This is a genomic window from Pseudomonas sp. BE134, assembly GCF_031456105.1.
Taxonomy (GTDB): Bacteria; Pseudomonadota; Gammaproteobacteria; order Pseudomonadales; family Pseudomonadaceae; genus Aquipseudomonas.
Genome location: NZ_JAVDUA010000029.1, coordinates 1 through 17860, shown reverse-complemented (window position 1 = coordinate 17860; position 17860 = coordinate 1). Strand labels below are relative to the sequence as shown.

Sequence of the window (17860 nt, the reverse complement as noted above, 5' to 3'; positions counted from 1 at the left end):
ACATCCTCGCTGGAGAGCATGCGGTCAAAATTATTCATCATGGGCCGTAACCTCCGCGCTGATAGGGCTGGCGTACTCGGCCTTGAGATGGCCGTCCTGATCCAGGAGCCAGGCATCCATGATTTGGCGCACCACTGGCGCCGCGACCCCGGAACCGGACTCGCCGTTCTCGACCATTACCGACACCACGATTTGCGGGTTGTCCGCAGGCGCAAAACCGACAAACAAGGCGTGGTCGCGGTGACGTTCCTGAACCTTGGAACGGTCGTACTTCTCGCCCTGCTTGATCGCGACCACCTGAGCCGTACCACTTTTGCCGGCGATCCGGTATTGCGCGCCAATCGAAGCCTTGCGCGCCGTACCGCGAGCGCCGTGCATCACCTGCTGCATGCCGTGGTTGACCTTGGTCCAGTCCGACGGATCGCGCAGGACAATATTGGGCATCGGATTTTCATCCTTGGGCTTCTCGCCTTCGACCGTCTTGGCCAGGTGCGGACGGTTCCACACACCCTTGTTGGCCACCAGCGCGGTGGCTTGGGCCAGTTGCAGTGGCGTGGACTGCATATAGCCCTGACCGATCCCCAGAATCAGGGTTTCGCCCGGGTACCAGGCCTGGCGGCGGGTCGCACGCTTCCACTCGCGGGACGGCATCAGGCCCGGCGATTCTTCGAACATGTCCAGCGAGACCTTCTGGCCGATGCCGAACTTGCCCATATAGGCTGACAACCGGTCGATTCCCAGCTTGTGGGCCAGGTCATAGAAGTAGGTATCGTTGGAACGCATGATCGCCGTGTCCAGATCCACGTAGCCGTCGCCGGTACGGTTCCAGTTTCGGTATTTGTGATCGTAATTGGGCAGTTGGTAATAACCGGGGTCGTACACGCGGGTCGACGCGGTGACCACACCCGAATCCAGACCGGCAATCGCCACCGCTGGCTTGATGGTAGAACCCGGCGGGTACAGACCGCGCAGCACGCGATTGAACAGCGGCCGGTCGATGGAGTCGCGCAGTTCGGAATAGGCCTTGGAACTGATACCCGTGACGAACAGGTTCGGGTCGAAACTCGGCTGGCTGACCATTGCCAGCACTTCACCGGTTTTCGGGTCCAGCGCCACGACGGCACCACGACGACCGCCCAGAGCCGCTTCGGCCGCTTCCTGCAATTTGATGTCCAGGCTCAGGACGATGTCCTTGCCGGAAATCGGTTCGGTACGCTTGAGCACACGCAATACGCGGCCCCGTGCGTTGGTTTCGACTTCTTCGTAACCGACCTGACCGTGCAATTCCGGCTCGTAGAAACGTTCGATGCCGGTTTTGCCAATTTGATGGGTGCCGCTGTAACTCACAGGATCCAGTGACTTGAGCTCTTTCTCGTTGATCCGCCCCATGTAACCCACCGAGTGCGCAAAATGCGCGCCCTGCGGATAGTGACGCACCAGCTGCGCGACCACTTCCACGCCCGGCAGGCGGAACTGGTTCACCGCGATCCGGGCGATCTGCTCTTCGGTCAGCTCGAACAGGATGGGCACCGGCTCGAATGGCCGACGCCCCTGACGCATGCGTTTCTCGAAGATCACCCGGTCCTCGGGTGTCATCTCCAGCACTTCGACGATCACGTCGAGCACTTGCTGCCAGTCGCCGGAGCGCTCGCGAGTCATGCTCAGGCTGAAGCTGGGCCGGTTATCGGCCACCACCACGCCATTTCGATCGAAAATCAGCCCACGGGTGGGCGGAATCGGCTGCACATGAACGCGATTGTTTTCCGACAGGGTCGAGTGGTACTCGTACTGGATCACCTGAAGGAAATACAGCCGCGCAATCAGCACACAAAAAAGCGCGACTACTGCAATTGCACCGAACACGACGCGACCACGCACCAGACGGGCGTCTTTTTCGTGGTCCTTGATACGGATCGGCTGAGACATGAGGGCAAAACTACTTGTGGTAAGGGTGGCCGGACAAGACTGTCCAGGCACGATACAGCTGTTCGCCGATCAGGATTCGCACCAGCGGGTGCGGCAACGTCAACGGCGACAATGACCAACGCTGATCGGCTCGGGCACAGACTTCCGGCGCCAGCCCTTCGGGGCCGCCGACCATGAAATTCACCGTGCGCGAGTCCAGGCGCCAGCGATCGAGTTCGACCGCCAGCTGCTCAGTGCTCCAGGGCTTGCCGTGGACTTCGAGGGTGACAACACGCTCGTTCGGCCCGACCTTGGCCAGCATGGCTTCGCCTTCCTGACGGATGAAGCGCGCCACGTCGGCGTTCTTGCCACGGGTATTGAGCGGTATTTCCACCAGTTCCAGCGCCAGCTCGGACGGAAGACGCTTGGCATATTCATGCCAGCCTTCTTCCACCCACTTGGGCATCCGTGAACCGACGGCGATCAGTCGCAGTCGCACAGCGGGCCCTTATTGCTGGTCTTTGTTGAGCTTGATGAAATGCTCGTGGGTATTTTCCGGGCTGTGGTGAGCCGCGTTCAGGGCACGGCTCTGTTCCGCGCCGGACCACAGACGCTCCAGGTCGTAGAACTGGCGAGCCGAGGCGGTCATCATGTGCACGATGACGTCGTCCATATCCAGCAGCACCCAGTCGCTGTCGCCCTTGCCTTCTTCACCCAGCGGCTTGACGCCCTGGGCTTTGACGGCTTCGCGAACCTTGTCCAGCATCGCGCCGATCTGGCGGTTGGACGTACCGGTGGCGATGATCATGAAGTCAGTGATGCTCTGCTTTTCACGAACGTCGATCACCTGAATGTCCTGGGCCTTGACGTCTTCCAGCGCCGCCACGGCAACCTTCACCAGCTCTTCACCGGCCAGCTCTGGGCCGGTAGGTGCTGCTACTGGCAGCGGAGCGCTTTTGAATGTGCCTTTGCGCTTTACTTTTGGTAGTTCTTTGTCAGTCATATAAAACTCGTTTTGCTCATATGTTCGGGGGCTTCGATACACGTGATCACGTGCCTTGAAGCGCGCCTCTTTCAGTTCGACGCACGGTAAAGTCCGTGCGCATCGATGTAGGCCAGGACCGCGTCGGGCACCAGGAAACGTACCGACTTACCGCTGGCCAGCAGTTGACGGATCTGGGTGGCGGATACCGCGAGCGGTGTCTGCCAGACGAATGCAATCTGTCCGCTCGGCCCTTTGAGGGCCAGCGGGTCGCTTACCGAGCGCGCTGCCAGCAGATTGCGCAAGGCATCCGGCGGTTCGCTATCGGCATCCGGGCGTTGCAGCACCAGGATGTGGCAATGCTGGAGCAACTCTTCCCAGCGGTGCCAAGTGGGCAGGCCGCAAAATGCGTCCCAGCCCAAAAGTAGAAAAACCTGGGTCTGGGCGGCCAGTTCAGCCCGCATCAGTTCCAGGGTATCAATAGTGTAGGACGGTTTGTCCCGCTGCAATTCGCGGGCGTCCACCACCAACGGTGCCACACCGGCCACCGCGCACTCGACCATCGCCAGACGGTCTTTGGCCGACACTTGCGGCGTACCGCGATGCGGAGGCCTGGCACTGGGCGTCAGACGCAACTCATCGAGCGCCAGCGATTCGGCAACTTCCAGCGCACTGCGCAGATGGCCAATGTGCACCGGGTCGAACGTACCGCCCAGCATGCCAATCCGGCGAGGTTGAGGCTCGCTTGAAGTGGCTGGGGCTGTCGGGTCGAGGTCGCCCAAGTCAGACCGACGCCTGGCCGCGCAACTGGCCATCACCGACCACGATGTACTTCTCGCAGGTCAAACCTTCGAGACCCACCGGGCCGCGGGCGTGCAGCTTATCAGTAGAAATGCCAATCTCGGCACCCAATCCGTATTCGAAGCCATCGGCGAAGCACGTCGGGGTGTTGATCATCACCGACGACGAATCGACTTGCGCGACAAAACGCCGTGTGTCGGCGAGGTTTTCGCTGACGATCGAGTCAGTGTGATGGGAGCCGTGCCTATTAATATGCTCGATGGCCTGTTCCAGCCCGTCGACCACTCGAATCGACAGAATCGGCGCCAGGTATTCGGTGGTCCAGTCTTCTTCGGTGGCCGCCACGGCATCGATGATCGCACGCGTGCGCTCGCAACCACGCAGCTCAACGCCTTTTTCGCGGAACTGTGCAGCCATCGAGGGCAGGAAGTCTTTGGCAACGGTTTGATCAACCAGCAGCGTTTCCATGGCCCCGCAGATGCCATAACGGTAAGTCTTGGCATTGAACGCGATGCGCTGGGCTTTCGCCAGATCGGCATGTTCACTCACGTAAACGTGGCAGATGCCGTCCAGGTGCTTGATCACCGGCACGCGGGCGTCGCGGCTGACACGTTCGATCAGGCCACGGCCACCACGGGGCACGATGACGTCGACGTATTCCGGCATGGTGATCAGCGCGCCCACGGCGGCACGGTCGGTAGTTTCGACTACTTGCACCACGGCGGCCGGCAGTTCGGCTTCGGCCAGACCACGCTGGATGCAGGCGGCGATGGCGCGATTGGAATGAATCGCTTCGGAACCGCCCCGCAGGATGGTGGCATTGCCAGACTTGAGGCACAGGCTGGCGGCATCGATGGTCACGTTGGGACGGGATTCGTAGATGATCCCGATCACGCCCAGCGGCACGCGCATTTTACCGACTTGAATGCCCGACGGCCGGAAGCTCATGTCGCGAATCGCGCCGACCGGGTCGGGCAATGCTGCTACCTGGCGCAGGCCGACGATCATGCCGTCGATGCGTTCCGGGGTCAGCGCCAGACGTTCCAGTAACGCAGGTTCAAGACCATTGGCACGACCCGCCGCCAAATCCAGTTCATTGGCCGCCGTCAACTCGGTGCGTGCAGCGTCCAGCGCATTGGCCGCAGCCTGCAAGGCGCGGTTTTTCTGCGCGGTGCTGGCACAGCCAATGACGCGAGAGGCTTCGCGGGCAGCGCGACCCAGGCGGGTCATGTAGTCAAGAACGGACTCAGTCATGGTCTGGTTTAGTCTTTGCTAAGGTCTTGGTAAAGAGTAAAGCGGCAGATTATAGCTGTCGCGCCCCCCGACTAACAGCGGTGACGGGCGGATGGTCGAAATCGATGTCAATTTGCTGGGGTTCAGCCGTGCTTAAGCTTCAAATTGTTATCATCAGCGCTCAATCAGCCCTGATAAATGCCGTTGATCATGTCTAACCTGACTGTTCGAACCTGCGCTGCGAGCCGCCCCACCGGGCTTGCGGATGCGTTTTTCGACCGTGACGCGCAAGCTCTGGCCCGGGACTTACTCGGCAAAGTGATTCGTCACCGTGTCGGTGACCTGTGGCTCAGTGCCCGGATTATCGAAACCGAAGCTTATTATTTTGAAGAAAAAGGCAGCCACGCCTCCCTCGGCTACACAGAAAAACGTAAGGCTTTGTTTCTGGATGGCGGCCACATCTATATGTATTACGCCCGTGGCGGCGATTCGCTGAATTTCAGTGCAAAAGGCCCCGGCAATGCGGTATTGATCAAATCCGCCTATCCGTGGATCGATGAGCTGAGCGGGCCGGCGAGTCTGGCGCAGATGCTGTTGAACAACCCCGACGCCCAAGGCCGCCCTCGCCCCTCGCAAAAGCTGTGTGCCGGGCAAACGCTGTTGTGCAAGGCCCTGGGGTTGAAAGTGCCGGTCTGGGACGCCAAGCGTTTCGATCACGAAGTGCTACTGGTGGAAGACATCGGCCCGGCGCCCGCCCATATCATCCAGACCACGCGCCTGGGCATCCCCCATGGGCGCGATGAACATTTGATGTACCGCTTTGTCGATGCCGCTTATGCACCGTATTGCACGCGCAACCCGCTGCGACGGGGGCAGGTCGAAGGTCGCGATTATTTTTTGCTGCCTTGAAGATTGATATCCCCCCTGTAGGAGCGAGCCTGCTCGCGATAGCGGAGTATCAGGCGACATCCATGTCGGCTGGCTGCCTGCTTTCGCTAGCAGGCTCGCTCCCACAAGGGATCTATTGTGTATTGAAGATTGCGTTCGTCCCCCATGGGACCAATTGAACATTCGATGGAGTTGTTTTTATGGGCCCATGGCTCGATAGCATCACCGGTTGGTTGACGGTCAACCCGCAATGGCTGGCTGCGGCGGTGTTCATAGTGGCTTTTGTGGAATGCCTGGCGATTGCCGGGCTGATCGTGCCCGGCACGGTGTTGCTGTTTGCCGTGGCGGTCCTGGCCGGCAGTGGCGCGCTGTCGTTGAGTGAAACCCTGCTGCTGGGGTTCGTTGCCGGGGTGCTGGGTGACGTCGTTTCGTACTTCCTGGGGCGACATTTCCACCAGAATATCCGGCGTCTGCCTGGCTTGCGCCATCACCCGGAATGGATTGCGGGCGCCGAGGCGTATTTCCAGCGCTATGGCATCGCCAGCCTGTTGGTCGGGCGCTTTATCGGGCCGCTGCGCCCGATGTTGCCGATGGTTGCCGGGATGTTCGATATGCCATTCCCGCGATTTTTCGCCGTCAGCCTGCTGGCTGCCGCTGGCTGGAGTGTCGCGTATCTGCTGCCCGGCTGGGCGACAGGGGCGGCAATTCGGCTGCCATTGCCGGAAGGTTTCTGGCCTGAGGCGGGAGTCGTCGCCGGCGCTATTGCCGTCATGATTGGTTTGAGCGTCACCAGCAGCCTGCGCCGCCATCGCAAGGCGACGATTCTCATTGCCGGGTTGAGCCTCCTGATTCTGGCGGGACTGTTTATCGGCTATCCGCACCTGACCGCGCTTGATCAGGGTCTGATGACGCTGGTACAGGAACACCGCAGCCCGATGCTCGATGAAGTGGCCGTCACCTTTACGCTGATGGGCGAGTTTCGCAACATGCTACTGCTCAGTGCACTGGTGACCGGCCTGCTGCTGATCGCGCGACAATGGCGGCAGGCGATTTTTGCCGGCAGCACCCTGCTCTGCACCGCACTGGGAAATACGGCAACCAAATACTTCTTCGCCCGCGTGCGCCCGGAAATACTCAGCGACCCGCTGACCAGCTACAGCATGCCCAGCGGCCATGCCTCGGGGTCATTCGCGCTGTTCCTGACCCTTGCGGTTCTGGCAGGTCGTGGACAACCACCGCGAATGCGCCTGACCTGGCTGCTGCTGGGTTGTTTGCCGGCACTGGTGATTGCGTTGTCTCGGGTGTACCTGGGCGCGCATTGGCCGACGGACGTACTCGCCGGTGCCATGTTGGCTGCCTGTGTTTGCGCGGCGAGCTTGGGGCTGAGTCAGCGCCAGACACCACTCAACGCCATGCCGCCCAAAGTCTGGTGGCTGGTGTTGCCGGCGCTGTTGGCGTTGTTTGCGTTCTTTGCGTTTCGGCACTTGCCGCATGCGATGTTGCGGTATGCGTATTGACGTGCAATCTATCAGCCGCAATCAGGCAAACAACTCTCCCTGCAACTCATCCAGCAGCGCCTGAATCGCATCCAGTCGCTGCTGCGGATCATCGAGTTGCAGCAGGTCAATCTTGTCCACTTCCGCGAACGGCAGCAAATAGGCCAACTGATTCGCCAATGATTGTTGCCCGGTTGCCTCAGTGCCCATGTTCAACGCTTCGACCATAGGGTGTTCCGCCAACGCCTTGAGCAATGCCACCAGGTCGGCGTCTTCATCCTGCAACGGCTGCTCAGGTTCGTCTTCCAGCCACTCGACGTCGGCGACGGTCAACTGGTCGCGCTGCACTTCGGTGCGCAAGACATGGAAACGCCGCCCGCCCTGTACCCGAATCCCCAGCAAGCCGTTGTCCTGCTGCTTGAAATCGGTGATCAGCGCTTCACATCCCACCATGGCATACCCGGCCGGCGCGACGCCGACTTCTTCGCCGTCGAGGATGCATACCACACCGAAACCGCCGCCCTGCTTCATGCAGCGGCTGATCATGTCCAGGTAGCGCGCTTCGAAGATCTGCAAGTCAAGGATGCAGCCAGGAAACAGCACAGTATTCAGTGGAAAAAGCGGCAAGCTCATAGACATTTCCTTACACCACCATCGACACCGCCAACGGCAGGAACACCGCCGTGGCCACGCCCATCAGACTCATCGCCAGCGCCGCAAACGCGCCGCACTCTTCGCTTTCTTGCAAGGCCACCGAGGTGCCGACCGCATGGGCGGTCATGCCCAATGCCATACCGCGGGCCTCAGGACTGTGCACGCCGAGCCGGGTCAACAGACTCGGGCCGAAGATCGCACCGATCACACCGGTGATCAACACGAACACGGCTGCCAGCGCTGCGACGCCGCCGATCTGCTCGGCCACCAGCATGGCAATCGGTGACGTCACCGACTTGGGCGCCATGGTCATCAGGACCATGTGCCCGGCACCGAACCCCCAGCCCAGCAACACGCCCATGCCCGTCGCCACCACGCCACCTATCACCAGCGTAGTAAAAATCGGCCAGAACAACTGCCGAATCCGTCGCAAATTGAGGTACAGCGGCACGGCCAGCGCAACGGTCGCAGGCCCGAGCAAAATACTGAGGATCTCGGTGCTCTTGCGGTATTCGGCGTACGTCAGGCCGCAAGCCAGGAGAACACCGATCACCACCATCATGGAGACCAGTACCGGTTGCAAAAAGATCCAGCGGGTTTTTTCGAAAGCCGCCAACACCAACTGATAAGCGCCCAACGTAATGCCGATGCCGAATAACGGATGATGAATCACCGCGTCGAGCGCGCCGTGCCAATCAAGGGTCATTGGTCATCTCCACGCGGGACGTGACGCTTGACCATGCGCTGCATCAGTACCCCGGCAAACGCCATGGACAACAACAGGGACAACACCAGTGCACCGACGATGGCCCAGAAGTCCGCCGCTATGTCCTTGGCATACACCATCACGCCCACGGCCGGCGGCACCAGCAACAACGGCAGGTAACGCAGCAGGCTACTGGCCGCCAGGCTCAGCGAATCGCCGACTTGCCCGCGTGAAATCAGGTACACCAGCAACAGCAACAAGCCAATAATCGGCCCCGGCAGCACCGATAAAAACAAGTGGTTGATGGCTGTGCCCAGCAATTGGAACAGCACCAGCCAGGTCAGGCCACGTAACAACATCCGGTTATCTCCCGCGCTCTTCCCACCAAAAAGGGGCCGAGCATTATAAGCACGTCGGCGCTATGGATCGGCATTCGCGAAAAGCATGTTCAGTTGACCGGAGCAATTTGCCATGTTGATCTAAAGTGGTTCACTGAGAAGTGAAATCCCTCTACTCGAAAAACTATAAATCCGATGAAACCCAAGGAGAGTCTCAATGCCCCATGTTCCGGTTGCAGAACTCAAAGATTATGTCGGCAAGGAACTCGGACGTTCCGAATGGCTCACCATCGATCAGGAACGCATCAACCTGTTCGCCGAAGCCACAGGTGACTTTCAGTTTATTCATGTCGACCCGGTCAAAGCCGCTCAAACACCTTTTGGCAGCACCATCGCCCATGGATTCCTGTCACTGTCATTGATCCCGAAACTGATGGAGGACATTCTGATCGTCCCCGAAGGCGTGAAGATGGTCGTCAACTACGGTCTCGACGGCGTGCGTTTCATTCAACCGGTCAAGGTCAATTCGAAAGTGCGCCTCAAAGTCGATCTGTCCGACGTCACCGAGAAAAAACCGGGCCAATGGTTACTCAAGGCCACCACCACCCTTGAGATAGAAGGCTCTGACAAACCGGCGTATGTCGCTGAATCCCTGTCCCTCTGTTTCGTATAACTCTCCCGGATGCGAAGCAGCTCACGCTGTTTCGCGCCCGTCTCTATATATACGACACATAGCTGCGGCATACTCCGTCGCCTAATTGCCCGGATCCCGCTATGCGCTCACTTGCACTCCTTGCCTTGACCCTGTTGCTCACCGCGTGCGGCGATGACGAATCGCTGATGCCTCCCGATGCCCGCTTGCCGGACGGTGGACGCTATCGCGGGGATCTGGTCGACGGGTTGCTGCAAGGCCAGGGCCGCATCGACTACCCGAACAAGAGCTGGTACGCCGGCGAGTTCGACAAGGGTCAATGGCATGGCCAAGGCGAATGGCATGGCAGCAACGGCGAAGTCTTTCGCGGGCAATTCAATCAGGGCCTGTTCGACGGCCAAGGCACGCTGACCACGCCGGGCAGCGAATACACCGGCGGGTTCAAACTCGGTCGGCGCGATGGCGAAGGCACGCTCAAAGAAAACGGCATGACCTATCGCGGCGAATTCAAGGCCGATCAATATTCAGGGCTCGGTCGTCTCGAACTCGACGACGGCAGCTCCTACCAGGGCCAGTTCACCCAAGGCAAGCCGAACGGTGAAGGCCAGCGCGGCGACGCCAGCGGCAATCAGTTCACCGGACATTTTGTCAACGGACAGCTGGAGGGCAACGGAACGTTCAACAGCGCTGAGGGCGACATTTACGTCGGCGGTTTCAAGAACAATCAACTGCATGGCAAGGGCCGCTACGAGAATGCCGACGGTGATGTCTGGCTGGGTCAGTTCAAGGAAGGTTCGCTGAACGGCAAGGGCGAGTTGATCGGTGCCGATGGCAGCCATTACATCGGCCGGTTCAGCGACTGGCGCTTCACCGGCCAGGGGCGACTGAACCTGCCGGACGGCAGCTTCTACACCGGCCAGTTCGACAATGACGGTTACTCGGGACGCGGCACGCTGGTGCTGACTGACGGCACCGTGCAAAGCGGCACCTGGATCAATGGCCAACGTGTGCGAGACGCCGACGGCAAACTGCTGCCCGACAGCCTGGAGCTCGGGTTGCTGGCTCAGGGCCGCTTGCTCGACGACGCGCTGCGTAACGTTCCGGAATCGACTCCCGCCATCGAGTTGTACACCCTGACCTTGGGCGGTGACGGCAAACAAAGCGTGTTCCTGCGCGAATCCGATTACGTCAGCAACATGCTCGCCAGCCGCTTCGGTGCATTTGGCCAGATCCGTCTGGTGAATCATCGCGACCATCTCGTCGACCGGCCGATGGCCACCCGGGAAAACCTGCGCCGCGCCGCGTTGACGCTGGCCGAGCGTACCGGCCCAGAAGACCTGATCTTCATTTACCTGACCAGCCACGGCACCAGCGAACACGAACTGGTGCTCGATCAGCCGCGCATGGAACTGCCCGATCTGCCAGCCGATGAGCTCGCTGCGGTGCTTGCACCGTTGAAGAACCGCGACAAGATCATTGTGATTTCGGCCTGCTATTCCGGCGGTTTCATTCCCGCATTGAAAGACGAACGCACCTTGATCATCACCGCTTCGCGGGCAGACCGTGTGTCCTTCGGCTGCTCCGAAGAAGCCAACTCCACCTACTTCGGCGACGCCCTGTTCGCCCAGGCGCTGAACCAGACCGACGACCTGGAGCACGCCTTCAAACTGGCCAAGGCTACCGTCGCCGAGCGCGAACTGGCGGACAGCTTCGAGGCCTCTGAGCCGCAGATGTGGGCGCCTAAAGCGGTGATCTCGCGCTGGCAGCTTTTACGCAAGCAGCAGGCACGAAAAGCGCTACAAAGTATCTCTACCGACAGCAAGGATTCAAAGAACAACTAAGCTGAACAGTATCAAGGGAGAAACACTATGTACTTGACGCCTCAGCATGTATTGCTTGCCGGAGCTACCGGGTTGACCGGTGAACACTTGCTTGATCGCTTGCTCAATGAACCCACGATTTCAAGAGTATTGGCCCCTTCACGCCGACCACTGGCCAAACATCCGCACCTCGAAAACCCGGTCGGCGACCCGACGGTGTTTCTGCCGCAACTGAACGGCCGCGTCGACATCGCCTACTGCTGCCTCGGCACCACGATCAAACAGGCCGGCTCCGAAGAAGCGTTTCGCGCGGTGGACCTGGACATGGTCGTGGCGTTTGCCAAACGCGCGCGAGAAATGGGCGCACGCCACTTGATCGTCATCAGCGCCTTGGGCGCTGATCGCAGATCCTCGATTTTCTACAACCGGGTTAAAGGCGAGATGGAATACGCATTGCGCGCGCAGGATTGGCCGCAACTGACCATTTGCCGCCCTTCTCTGTTGCTCGGTGATCGCATCACGCCACGTCTGGGTGAGAAAATTGCCGGCCCGCTGTCGCGCCTGATCCCCGGTAAATACCACGGCATCGAAGCCTGCCAACTGGCTCGGGCGATGTGGCGGCTTGCGCTGGAAGAGCAGGATGGGGTGCGGGTTGTCGAATCGGATGAGTTGCGCAAGCTAGGTAAATAATTCCGTAAAGATCGTTCCCACGCTCTGCGTGGGAATGCAGCCCGTGACGCTCCGCGTCACATGCCAAAGCAGACGGTTCGACGCCTCGACGTGGGAACGATCAGCCACATGCTACAACCCGCCCGTTGCCTGAAAACTCACCCCGATCACCGTCAACACCGACAACGGCAACAACAGCGTGTCGAGCAAAGCGCTGGCCGGCAGGTCGACGCCGGGGTACTTCGGCGCTTCTGCGCCAAAGCGGTCCATGGCACAGCACCCGCCGTTCATGGCGTACAAATCCAGACGCGTCCCCGCATACACCAGAGGCGCTCCGGGTTTGGCGGCATCAAGGGTGCGCGCGGTGGCGCAGCCCGTCAGTTGCAACACCAGCAGAAGGACCAGTAGCTTATTCATCGCTGCTCAAATGGTGCTCGCCCCAACGTGGCAGCATGTCCTGCGGAATATTCAACAGATTGAGAATCCGCGCCACGACAAAGTCGATCAAATCATCGATGGTTTGCGGCTGATGATAGAAGCCTGGCGAAGCCGGCAGGATCGTCACGCCCATGTTCGACAGTTTGAGCATGTGTTCCAGATGAATGCTCGAGTACGGCGCTTCACGCGGGACCAGGATCAACTGGCGACGCTCCTTCAAGGTGACGTCGGCGGCACGTTCGATCAGGTTGTTGCAGGCACCGGTCGCTATGGCCGACAACGTCCCCGTGGAACACGGCACCACCACCATCGCCGCAGGTGCACCGGAGCCCGAAGCCACCGGCGACATCCAGTCTTCCTTGCCATACACCTTGATTTGCCCGGCCGCCGCGCCGGTGTATTCGGTGAGGAAAGCCTGCATCATTTGCGGTTTTGGCGGCAGCGTGACGTCAGTCTCGGTGGCCATCACCAGCTGCGCCGCCTTGGAAATCAGGAAGTGCACTTCGCGATCTTCGCGCACCAGGCAATCGAGCAGACGCAAACCATATTGGGCGCCGGAAGCGCCGGTCATGGCCAGCGTGATGCGATCCGGGCCGCTGATCATTGCAGCGCCTCGGCGAGTTTGCCGTGCAGGCCGCCGAAGCCGCCATTGCTCATTATCACCACGTGAGTACCGGGCTGAGCCTGACTCTTAACGCGCTCGATGATGCCTTCCAGCGAATCGCTGACTATCGATGGCACGGTGCACAACGCGGCAGTACCGGCCAGATCCCAGCCGAGGTTGGCCGGGGCGTACCAGATCACCTGGTCGGCATCGGCCACGCTTTCCGGCAAACCGTCGCGGTGCGCGCCGAGCTTCATGGAGTTGGAGCGCGGCTCGATGATCGCGATCAAAGGCGCATCGCCGATGCGTTTGCGCAGGCCATCCAGGGTGGTGGCGATGGCGGTCGGGTGGTGGGCGAAGTCGTCGTAGATGGTGATACCGCGTACCTCGGCGACTTTTTCCATGCGCCGCTTCACGCTTTTGAACGCGCTCAACGCGGCGATACCCATGGAAGGCACCACGCCGACATGCCGCGCGGCCGCCAATGTAGCCAAGGCATTGGCCACGTTGTGCTGACCGGTCATGTCCCAATCGACCATGCCTTGGGCGACGCCTTCGAACATCACTTCAAATTTCGACCCGTCTTCGCTGAGCAGTTTGACCTGCCACTGACCGCCTGCACCGGTGGTTTGCACCGGCGTCCAGCAGCCCATTTCGATAACGCGTTGCAACGCCGGTTCGGTGGTCGGATGGATCACCAGGCCTTCGCTCGGAATGGTCCGCACCAAATGGTGAAATTGCCGCTCGATGGCCGGCAGATCGGGGAAGATGTCGGCGTGATCAAACTCAAGATTGTTCAGGATCGCCGTGCGCGGGCGGTAGTGAACAAACTTGGAGCGTTTATCGAAGAAGGCGCTGTCATATTCATCGGCTTCGATCACGAAGAACGGCGTGCCGCCCAAGCGCGCCGACACCGAAAAATTCTGTGGCACGCCGCCGATCAGGAAGCCCGGGCTCATGCCCGCGTGCTCCAGGACCCAGGCGAGCATGCTACTGGTGGTGGTTTTGCCATGAGTACCGGCGACGGCCAGCACCCAGCGGCCTTGCAGCACGTGATCGGCCAGCCATTGTGGACCGGAGACGTACGGCAGGCCTTTGTTCAGCACGTATTCGACGGCCGGGTTGCCTCGCGACATGGCGTTGCCAATCACCACCAGATCCGGTGCCGGATCGAGCTGTGAAGGATCGTAGCCTTGGGTCAACTCAATGCCCTGAGCCTCAAGCTGAGTGCTCATCGGCGGATAGACGTTGGCATCGGAGCCGGTCACGTGATGGCCCAGTTCTTTGGCCAGAACCGCCATCGAACCCATGAAAGTGCCGCAGATACCCAGAATATGAATGTGCATTAGTCGACCTCGTAAAACATGGCCGCAGGTTAGCGTAGGGAGGGGAAAATCGCACCTTGTCTTTGATGATCGTTCCCACGCTCTGCGTGGGAATGCAGCGAGGGACGCTCTGCGTCCCATGGGTGGACGCGGAGCGTCCGGGGAGGCATTCCCACGCGGAGCGTAGGAACGATCAGTTACGCCGAGCGGGCAATACCGTGCTTGCGCAGCTTCCTGTAGAGGGTATTGCGGCTCACCCCCAACTGCTCAGCGGTATGGGTCATATGCCAATGCGTGTGCTCCAGCGCGCTCAACAACGCCAATCGCTCGGCATCTTCCAGGGGATGGTTCGATGACTCTTCTACAGCCAACACCGGACGCGCCTGACGAATCATCGCCGGCAAATCCGCAAGCCCGATCCGCCCGCCGTCACACAATGCCGCCAAGGTGCGCAGCACATTGCGCAATTGCCGTACGTTGCCTGGCCAGGCAAAACCCAGCAAGGCTTCCCGCGCCGGTCCGTCGATCAGGATGGTTTCCCCTCCCGCCTCTTCGGCCAGTAAAAAATCGAGCAGCTGCGATTTATCACTACGCTCACGCAATGCCGGCAACGCCACTTCCAGCCCATTGAGCCGGTAATACAAATCCTCACGGAAGCTGCCGTCCTGCACCCGATCCAGCAGATTACGGTGAGTGGCGCTGATGATTCGCACATTAACCGCCTCGGGCTCCCCGCCAATAGGCACTACCTGTCGATCTTCCAACACCCTTAAAAGCCGGGTCTGCAAGGCCAGCGGCATGTCGCCGATTTCGTCGAGAAACAGGGTCCCCCCATTGGCCTGCTGCAACTTGCCCCGCATGCCTTCCTTGCGCGCGCCGGTGAAGCTGCCGCCGCGATAGCCGAACAGTTCGCTCTCGATCAGGCTTTCAGGAATGGCCGCGCAGTTGAGCGCGACGAAGGCTTTTTCCGCCCGTTGACTGGCCTGATGCACAGCTTTGGCAAACGCCTCTTTGCCGGAACCGGTTTCGCCGTTGATCAGCAGCGGGACATCGCGCTCGAACACCCGCAGCGACTTGCGAAAATCCTCCTGCAAAGCGGCATCACCAATGCAGATGCCCGACAGCCTTGGACGTTCGGCAATCGCCGGACTTTGCACCACAGGCACTGGAATGCTGCGCGGCTTGCCGCGCAATACGGCAAACAGACTCCGGCCGTCGCGGGTGCGCAGCGGCCAACTGGCGCTGGCATTCACACTGGCGCGGCCGAGCAACTCATCCAGCGAACAATCGAAAAATGCTTCCACCGGCTTGCCCAGCAAGCCACCGCGAATGTGCCCGAGCAGGTTCAGGGCGCTTTGATTGACCGCGCAGATCCGCCCTTCCCCGTCGAAGGCCAGCAGCCCTTCGCTGAACAACCCGACAGACTCGGCCTGCAAGTGAAAACGCAGCAGCCATTGATTATCGAAATAACGCAGGAAATAGCAGCTCTCGATCATCTTCGCCGACAGATTGACCAGGGCCATGGTGTGGAACTGGCTCTGGCGCGAGACATCGTGGCGCGCCGAAGACACGTCGAGCACCGCCAGCAGTTCGCCATGCGGGTCGAACACCGGGCTCGCCGAGCAGGTCAGGCCAGTGTGGCGACCGCGAAAGTGTTCGTCTTGATGGATGGTCAGCGACTGCCGCTCCACCAGGCAAGTACCGATGCCGTTGGTGCCTTCGCAGGCTTCGCTCCAGTCGGCACCGAGCCAGAGGCCGGCGCGCTCGAAAATTTTCCGCTCGGCGGGAGCAGTAACGCAATTGAGGATCACACCTCGGGCATCCGTCAGCAGCACTGCATGGCCGGCACCGGAGAGTTGTTGGTGGAGGCTGGACATTTCATTGCCGGCGATGTGCAGCACTTGCTGCAATCGCTCGCGACTTTCCAACACGCGGCCATGTTCCAGGACGGTGGGCGCCATCGTCAGGGCCGGGTCGAGGTGATAATCCTCAAGACAGCGCAGCCAGGAGCGGGCAATGGAGGGGTCGCTGCCTGGGCCGTGCAGGTGCGATTTGCCCTGAGTCACGGTCAAGACTTGTTGGGCATGGCGACTCAAATGATTGTCGTGCATTTCTTATTATTCTCCCCACAAGATCTGGCTCGCCCCGTGTAGCAGCTGCCGAAGGCTGCGTCCGGCTGCGAAGCAGTCGTAAAACCTGTGTCCCGTATGCATGGCGAAAACGAGGCGAGCGCTGCGCACTCGGACGCAGCCTTCGGCAGCTGCTACAGGGAGCGCGAGTCCGAGCATCCTCCAGCCTAGCGTGCATTGCAATGCTGGCAAGACCGCCCGGTCACAGGCTGTGCCACACGCGGTACAAAGTGTCACGGGGTTGTACCGAAAGCGTCACAGCGCACACCCGCCGGTCCGACAAAAATCACGCAAGGCCTTGATTTGCCTGCCCTGCAAGGCAATGGCCCGACCTTTGCTCTACGCTTATACAAGCGCACATGCGCTCTCCCCAGGGTTGGTACGAAAACTCGCCGAGCGGCGATCAGGCAAGGCAAAAACAGATGAGGAAGCGGAGTGTAGGGGACCTACATGAGCATTCCGAGTCTGTTTTTAACGCAGCATGATCGTCGCGCAGGCAGTTTTCGGGCCGAGTCTGATAAGCACAATAGCCAAGGAGAATCCACCATGCGTTACGCTCACCCCGGTACTGAAGGCGCTATCGTTTCGTTCAAGGCCAAATACGGTAACTACATCGGCGGCGAGTTCGTCGCGCCTGTCAAAGGTCAGTACTTCACCAATACCTCGCCAGTGAATGGCCAACCGATTGCCGAATTCCCGCGCTCCTCCGCCGAAGACATCGACAAGGCCCTGGACGCTGCCCACGCCGCTGCCGATGCCTGGGGTGCCACGTCCGCCCAGGCGCGTTCGCTGGTGCTGCTGAAAATCGCCGACCGCATCGAGCAAAACCTCGAACTGCTGGCAATCACCGAATCCTGGGACAACGGCAAAGCCGTTCGCGAAACCCTCAACGCCGACATCCCGCTGGCCGCCGACCACTTCCGCTACTTCGCCGGTTGCATCCGCGCCCAGGAAGGCAGCGCTGCCGAGATCGACGGCAATACCGTCGCCTATCACATCCACGAACCACTGGGGGTGGTCGGGCAGATCATCCCGTGGAACTTCCCGATCCTGATGGCCGCCTGGAAACTCGCCCCAGCCCTGGCTGCCGGTAACTGCGTGGTGCTCAAGCCTGCCGAGCAGACTCCGCTGGGCATTACCGTACTGGTCGAGCTGATTGGCGACCTGCTGCCGCCCGGTGTGCTGAACATCGTGCAAGGCTATGGCAAAGAAGCCGGCGA

The 17860-nt window shown here is 60.3% G+C and carries 18 protein-coding genes; 6 read left to right on the top strand and 12 right to left on the bottom strand.

Annotated features, from left to right (window positions below; all coding sequences use genetic code 11):
* Nucleotides 1-30 precede the first annotated feature (30 nt).
* The 5 genes from mrdA to J2Y56_RS21975 all read right to left on the bottom strand — a co-directional run bounded on the left by mrdA (nucleotide 31) and on the right by J2Y56_RS21975 (nucleotide 4942).
* On the bottom strand, nucleotides 31-1926 hold the full coding sequence (mrdA, locus tag J2Y56_RS21995) for a penicillin-binding protein 2 (RefSeq protein ID WP_007946670.1): 1896 nt from the start codon (nucleotides 1924-1926) through the stop codon (nucleotides 31-33).
* Nucleotides 1927-1936: 10 nt separating this feature from the next.
* Nucleotides 1937-2404, bottom strand: coding sequence for a 23S rRNA (pseudouridine(1915)-N(3))-methyltransferase RlmH (rlmH, locus tag J2Y56_RS21990; protein ID WP_007937439.1), 468 nt, complete (start codon nucleotides 2402-2404; stop codon nucleotides 1937-1939).
* Between the two features lie 9 nt (nucleotides 2405-2413).
* Nucleotides 2414-2908 (bottom strand): ribosome silencing factor, encoded by a 495-nt coding sequence (gene rsfS / locus J2Y56_RS21985; protein ID WP_007946671.1) that lies wholly within the window; start codon nucleotides 2906-2908, stop codon nucleotides 2414-2416.
* A 71-nt stretch (nucleotides 2909-2979) separates the two neighbouring features.
* Nucleotides 2980-3669, bottom strand: a complete 690-nt coding sequence (gene nadD / locus J2Y56_RS21980) for a nicotinate-nucleotide adenylyltransferase (RefSeq protein ID WP_274517762.1) — start codon at nucleotides 3667-3669, stop codon at nucleotides 2980-2982.
* Nucleotide 3670: 1 nt separating this feature from the next.
* On the bottom strand, nucleotides 3671-4942 hold the full coding sequence (locus tag J2Y56_RS21975) for a glutamate-5-semialdehyde dehydrogenase (protein WP_007946673.1): 1272 nt from the start codon (nucleotides 4940-4942) through the stop codon (nucleotides 3671-3673).
* 189 nt (nucleotides 4943-5131) lie between these two features.
* Here J2Y56_RS21975 and J2Y56_RS21970 point away from each other — a divergent pair, with 189 nt between their 5' ends.
* A complete protein-coding gene (locus J2Y56_RS21970) occupies nucleotides 5132-5830 on the top strand; it encodes a DNA-3-methyladenine glycosylase (protein WP_310352704.1) in 699 nt (232 codons plus the stop codon).
* Between the two features lie 179 nt (nucleotides 5831-6009).
* The gene (locus tag J2Y56_RS21965) at nucleotides 6010-7326 is read left to right on the top strand and encodes a bifunctional DedA family/phosphatase PAP2 family protein (RefSeq protein ID WP_310352703.1); all 1317 of its coding nucleotides are present in this window, start codon (nucleotides 6010-6012) and stop codon (nucleotides 7324-7326) included.
* Nucleotides 7327-7347: 21 nt separating this feature from the next.
* Here the strand turns inward: J2Y56_RS21965 and J2Y56_RS21960 are convergent, their stop codons facing one another.
* The 3 genes from J2Y56_RS21960 to J2Y56_RS21950 are packed head-to-tail and all read right to left on the bottom strand — an operon-like array spanning nucleotide 7348 to nucleotide 9024.
* Nucleotides 7348-7938 carry an LON peptidase substrate-binding domain-containing protein gene (locus tag J2Y56_RS21960; RefSeq protein ID WP_310352701.1) on the bottom strand — a complete coding sequence of 197 codons (591 nt, stop codon included), beginning with the start codon at nucleotides 7936-7938 and terminating at the stop codon, nucleotides 7348-7350.
* A gap of 10 nt (nucleotides 7939-7948) precedes the next feature.
* Nucleotides 7949-8665, bottom strand: coding sequence for an LrgB family protein (locus tag J2Y56_RS21955; RefSeq protein ID WP_007946677.1), 717 nt, complete (start codon nucleotides 8663-8665; stop codon nucleotides 7949-7951).
* A complete protein-coding gene (locus tag J2Y56_RS21950; RefSeq protein ID WP_310352698.1) occupies nucleotides 8662-9024 on the bottom strand; it encodes a CidA/LrgA family protein in 363 nt (120 codons plus the stop codon). The genes J2Y56_RS21955 and J2Y56_RS21950 overlap by 4 nt, the downstream gene beginning before the upstream one ends.
* Nucleotides 9025-9220: 196 nt before the next feature.
* Between J2Y56_RS21950 and J2Y56_RS21945 the strand changes: the two genes are divergently transcribed.
* From J2Y56_RS21945 to J2Y56_RS21935, 3 genes are all read left to right on the top strand, one after another.
* Nucleotides 9221-9676, top strand: a complete 456-nt coding sequence (locus tag J2Y56_RS21945; protein WP_310337024.1) for a MaoC family dehydratase — start codon at nucleotides 9221-9223, stop codon at nucleotides 9674-9676.
* A gap of 101 nt (nucleotides 9677-9777) precedes the next feature.
* Nucleotides 9778-11496, top strand: a complete 1719-nt coding sequence (locus J2Y56_RS21940) for a C13 family peptidase (RefSeq protein ID WP_310352695.1) — start codon at nucleotides 9778-9780, stop codon at nucleotides 11494-11496.
* Between the two features lie 27 nt (nucleotides 11497-11523).
* Nucleotides 11524-12165, top strand: coding sequence for an oxidoreductase (locus J2Y56_RS21935; RefSeq protein WP_007946682.1), 642 nt, complete (start codon nucleotides 11524-11526; stop codon nucleotides 12163-12165).
* A gap of 111 nt (nucleotides 12166-12276) precedes the next feature.
* Here the strand turns inward: J2Y56_RS21935 and J2Y56_RS21930 are convergent, their stop codons facing one another.
* From J2Y56_RS21930 to J2Y56_RS21915, 4 genes are all read right to left on the bottom strand, one after another.
* A complete protein-coding gene (locus J2Y56_RS21930) occupies nucleotides 12277-12561 on the bottom strand; it encodes a YceK/YidQ family lipoprotein (protein ID WP_007946683.1) in 285 nt (94 codons plus the stop codon).
* On the bottom strand, nucleotides 12554-13183 hold the full coding sequence (ubiX, locus tag J2Y56_RS21925) for a flavin prenyltransferase UbiX (RefSeq protein ID WP_310337148.1): 630 nt from the start codon (nucleotides 13181-13183) through the stop codon (nucleotides 12554-12556). Before ubiX ends, J2Y56_RS21930 begins: the two co-directional genes overlap by 8 nt.
* Nucleotides 13183-14532 carry a UDP-N-acetylmuramate:L-alanyl-gamma-D-glutamyl-meso-diaminopimelate ligase gene (mpl, locus tag J2Y56_RS21920; RefSeq protein ID WP_310337022.1) on the bottom strand — a complete coding sequence of 450 codons (1350 nt, stop codon included), beginning with the start codon at nucleotides 14530-14532 and terminating at the stop codon, nucleotides 13183-13185. The genes ubiX and mpl overlap by 1 nt, the downstream gene beginning before the upstream one ends.
* A 176-nt stretch (nucleotides 14533-14708) precedes the next feature.
* Complete coding sequence (locus J2Y56_RS21915; RefSeq protein WP_310352692.1) at nucleotides 14709-16622, bottom strand: sigma-54-dependent Fis family transcriptional regulator; 1914 nt, start codon at nucleotides 16620-16622, stop codon at nucleotides 14709-14711.
* Between the two features lie 564 nt (nucleotides 16623-17186).
* Here J2Y56_RS21915 and J2Y56_RS21910 point away from each other — a divergent pair.
* A partial coding sequence (locus J2Y56_RS21910; protein ID WP_310352689.1) for an aldehyde dehydrogenase family protein occupies nucleotides 17187-17860 on the top strand: 674 nt, incomplete at its 3' end.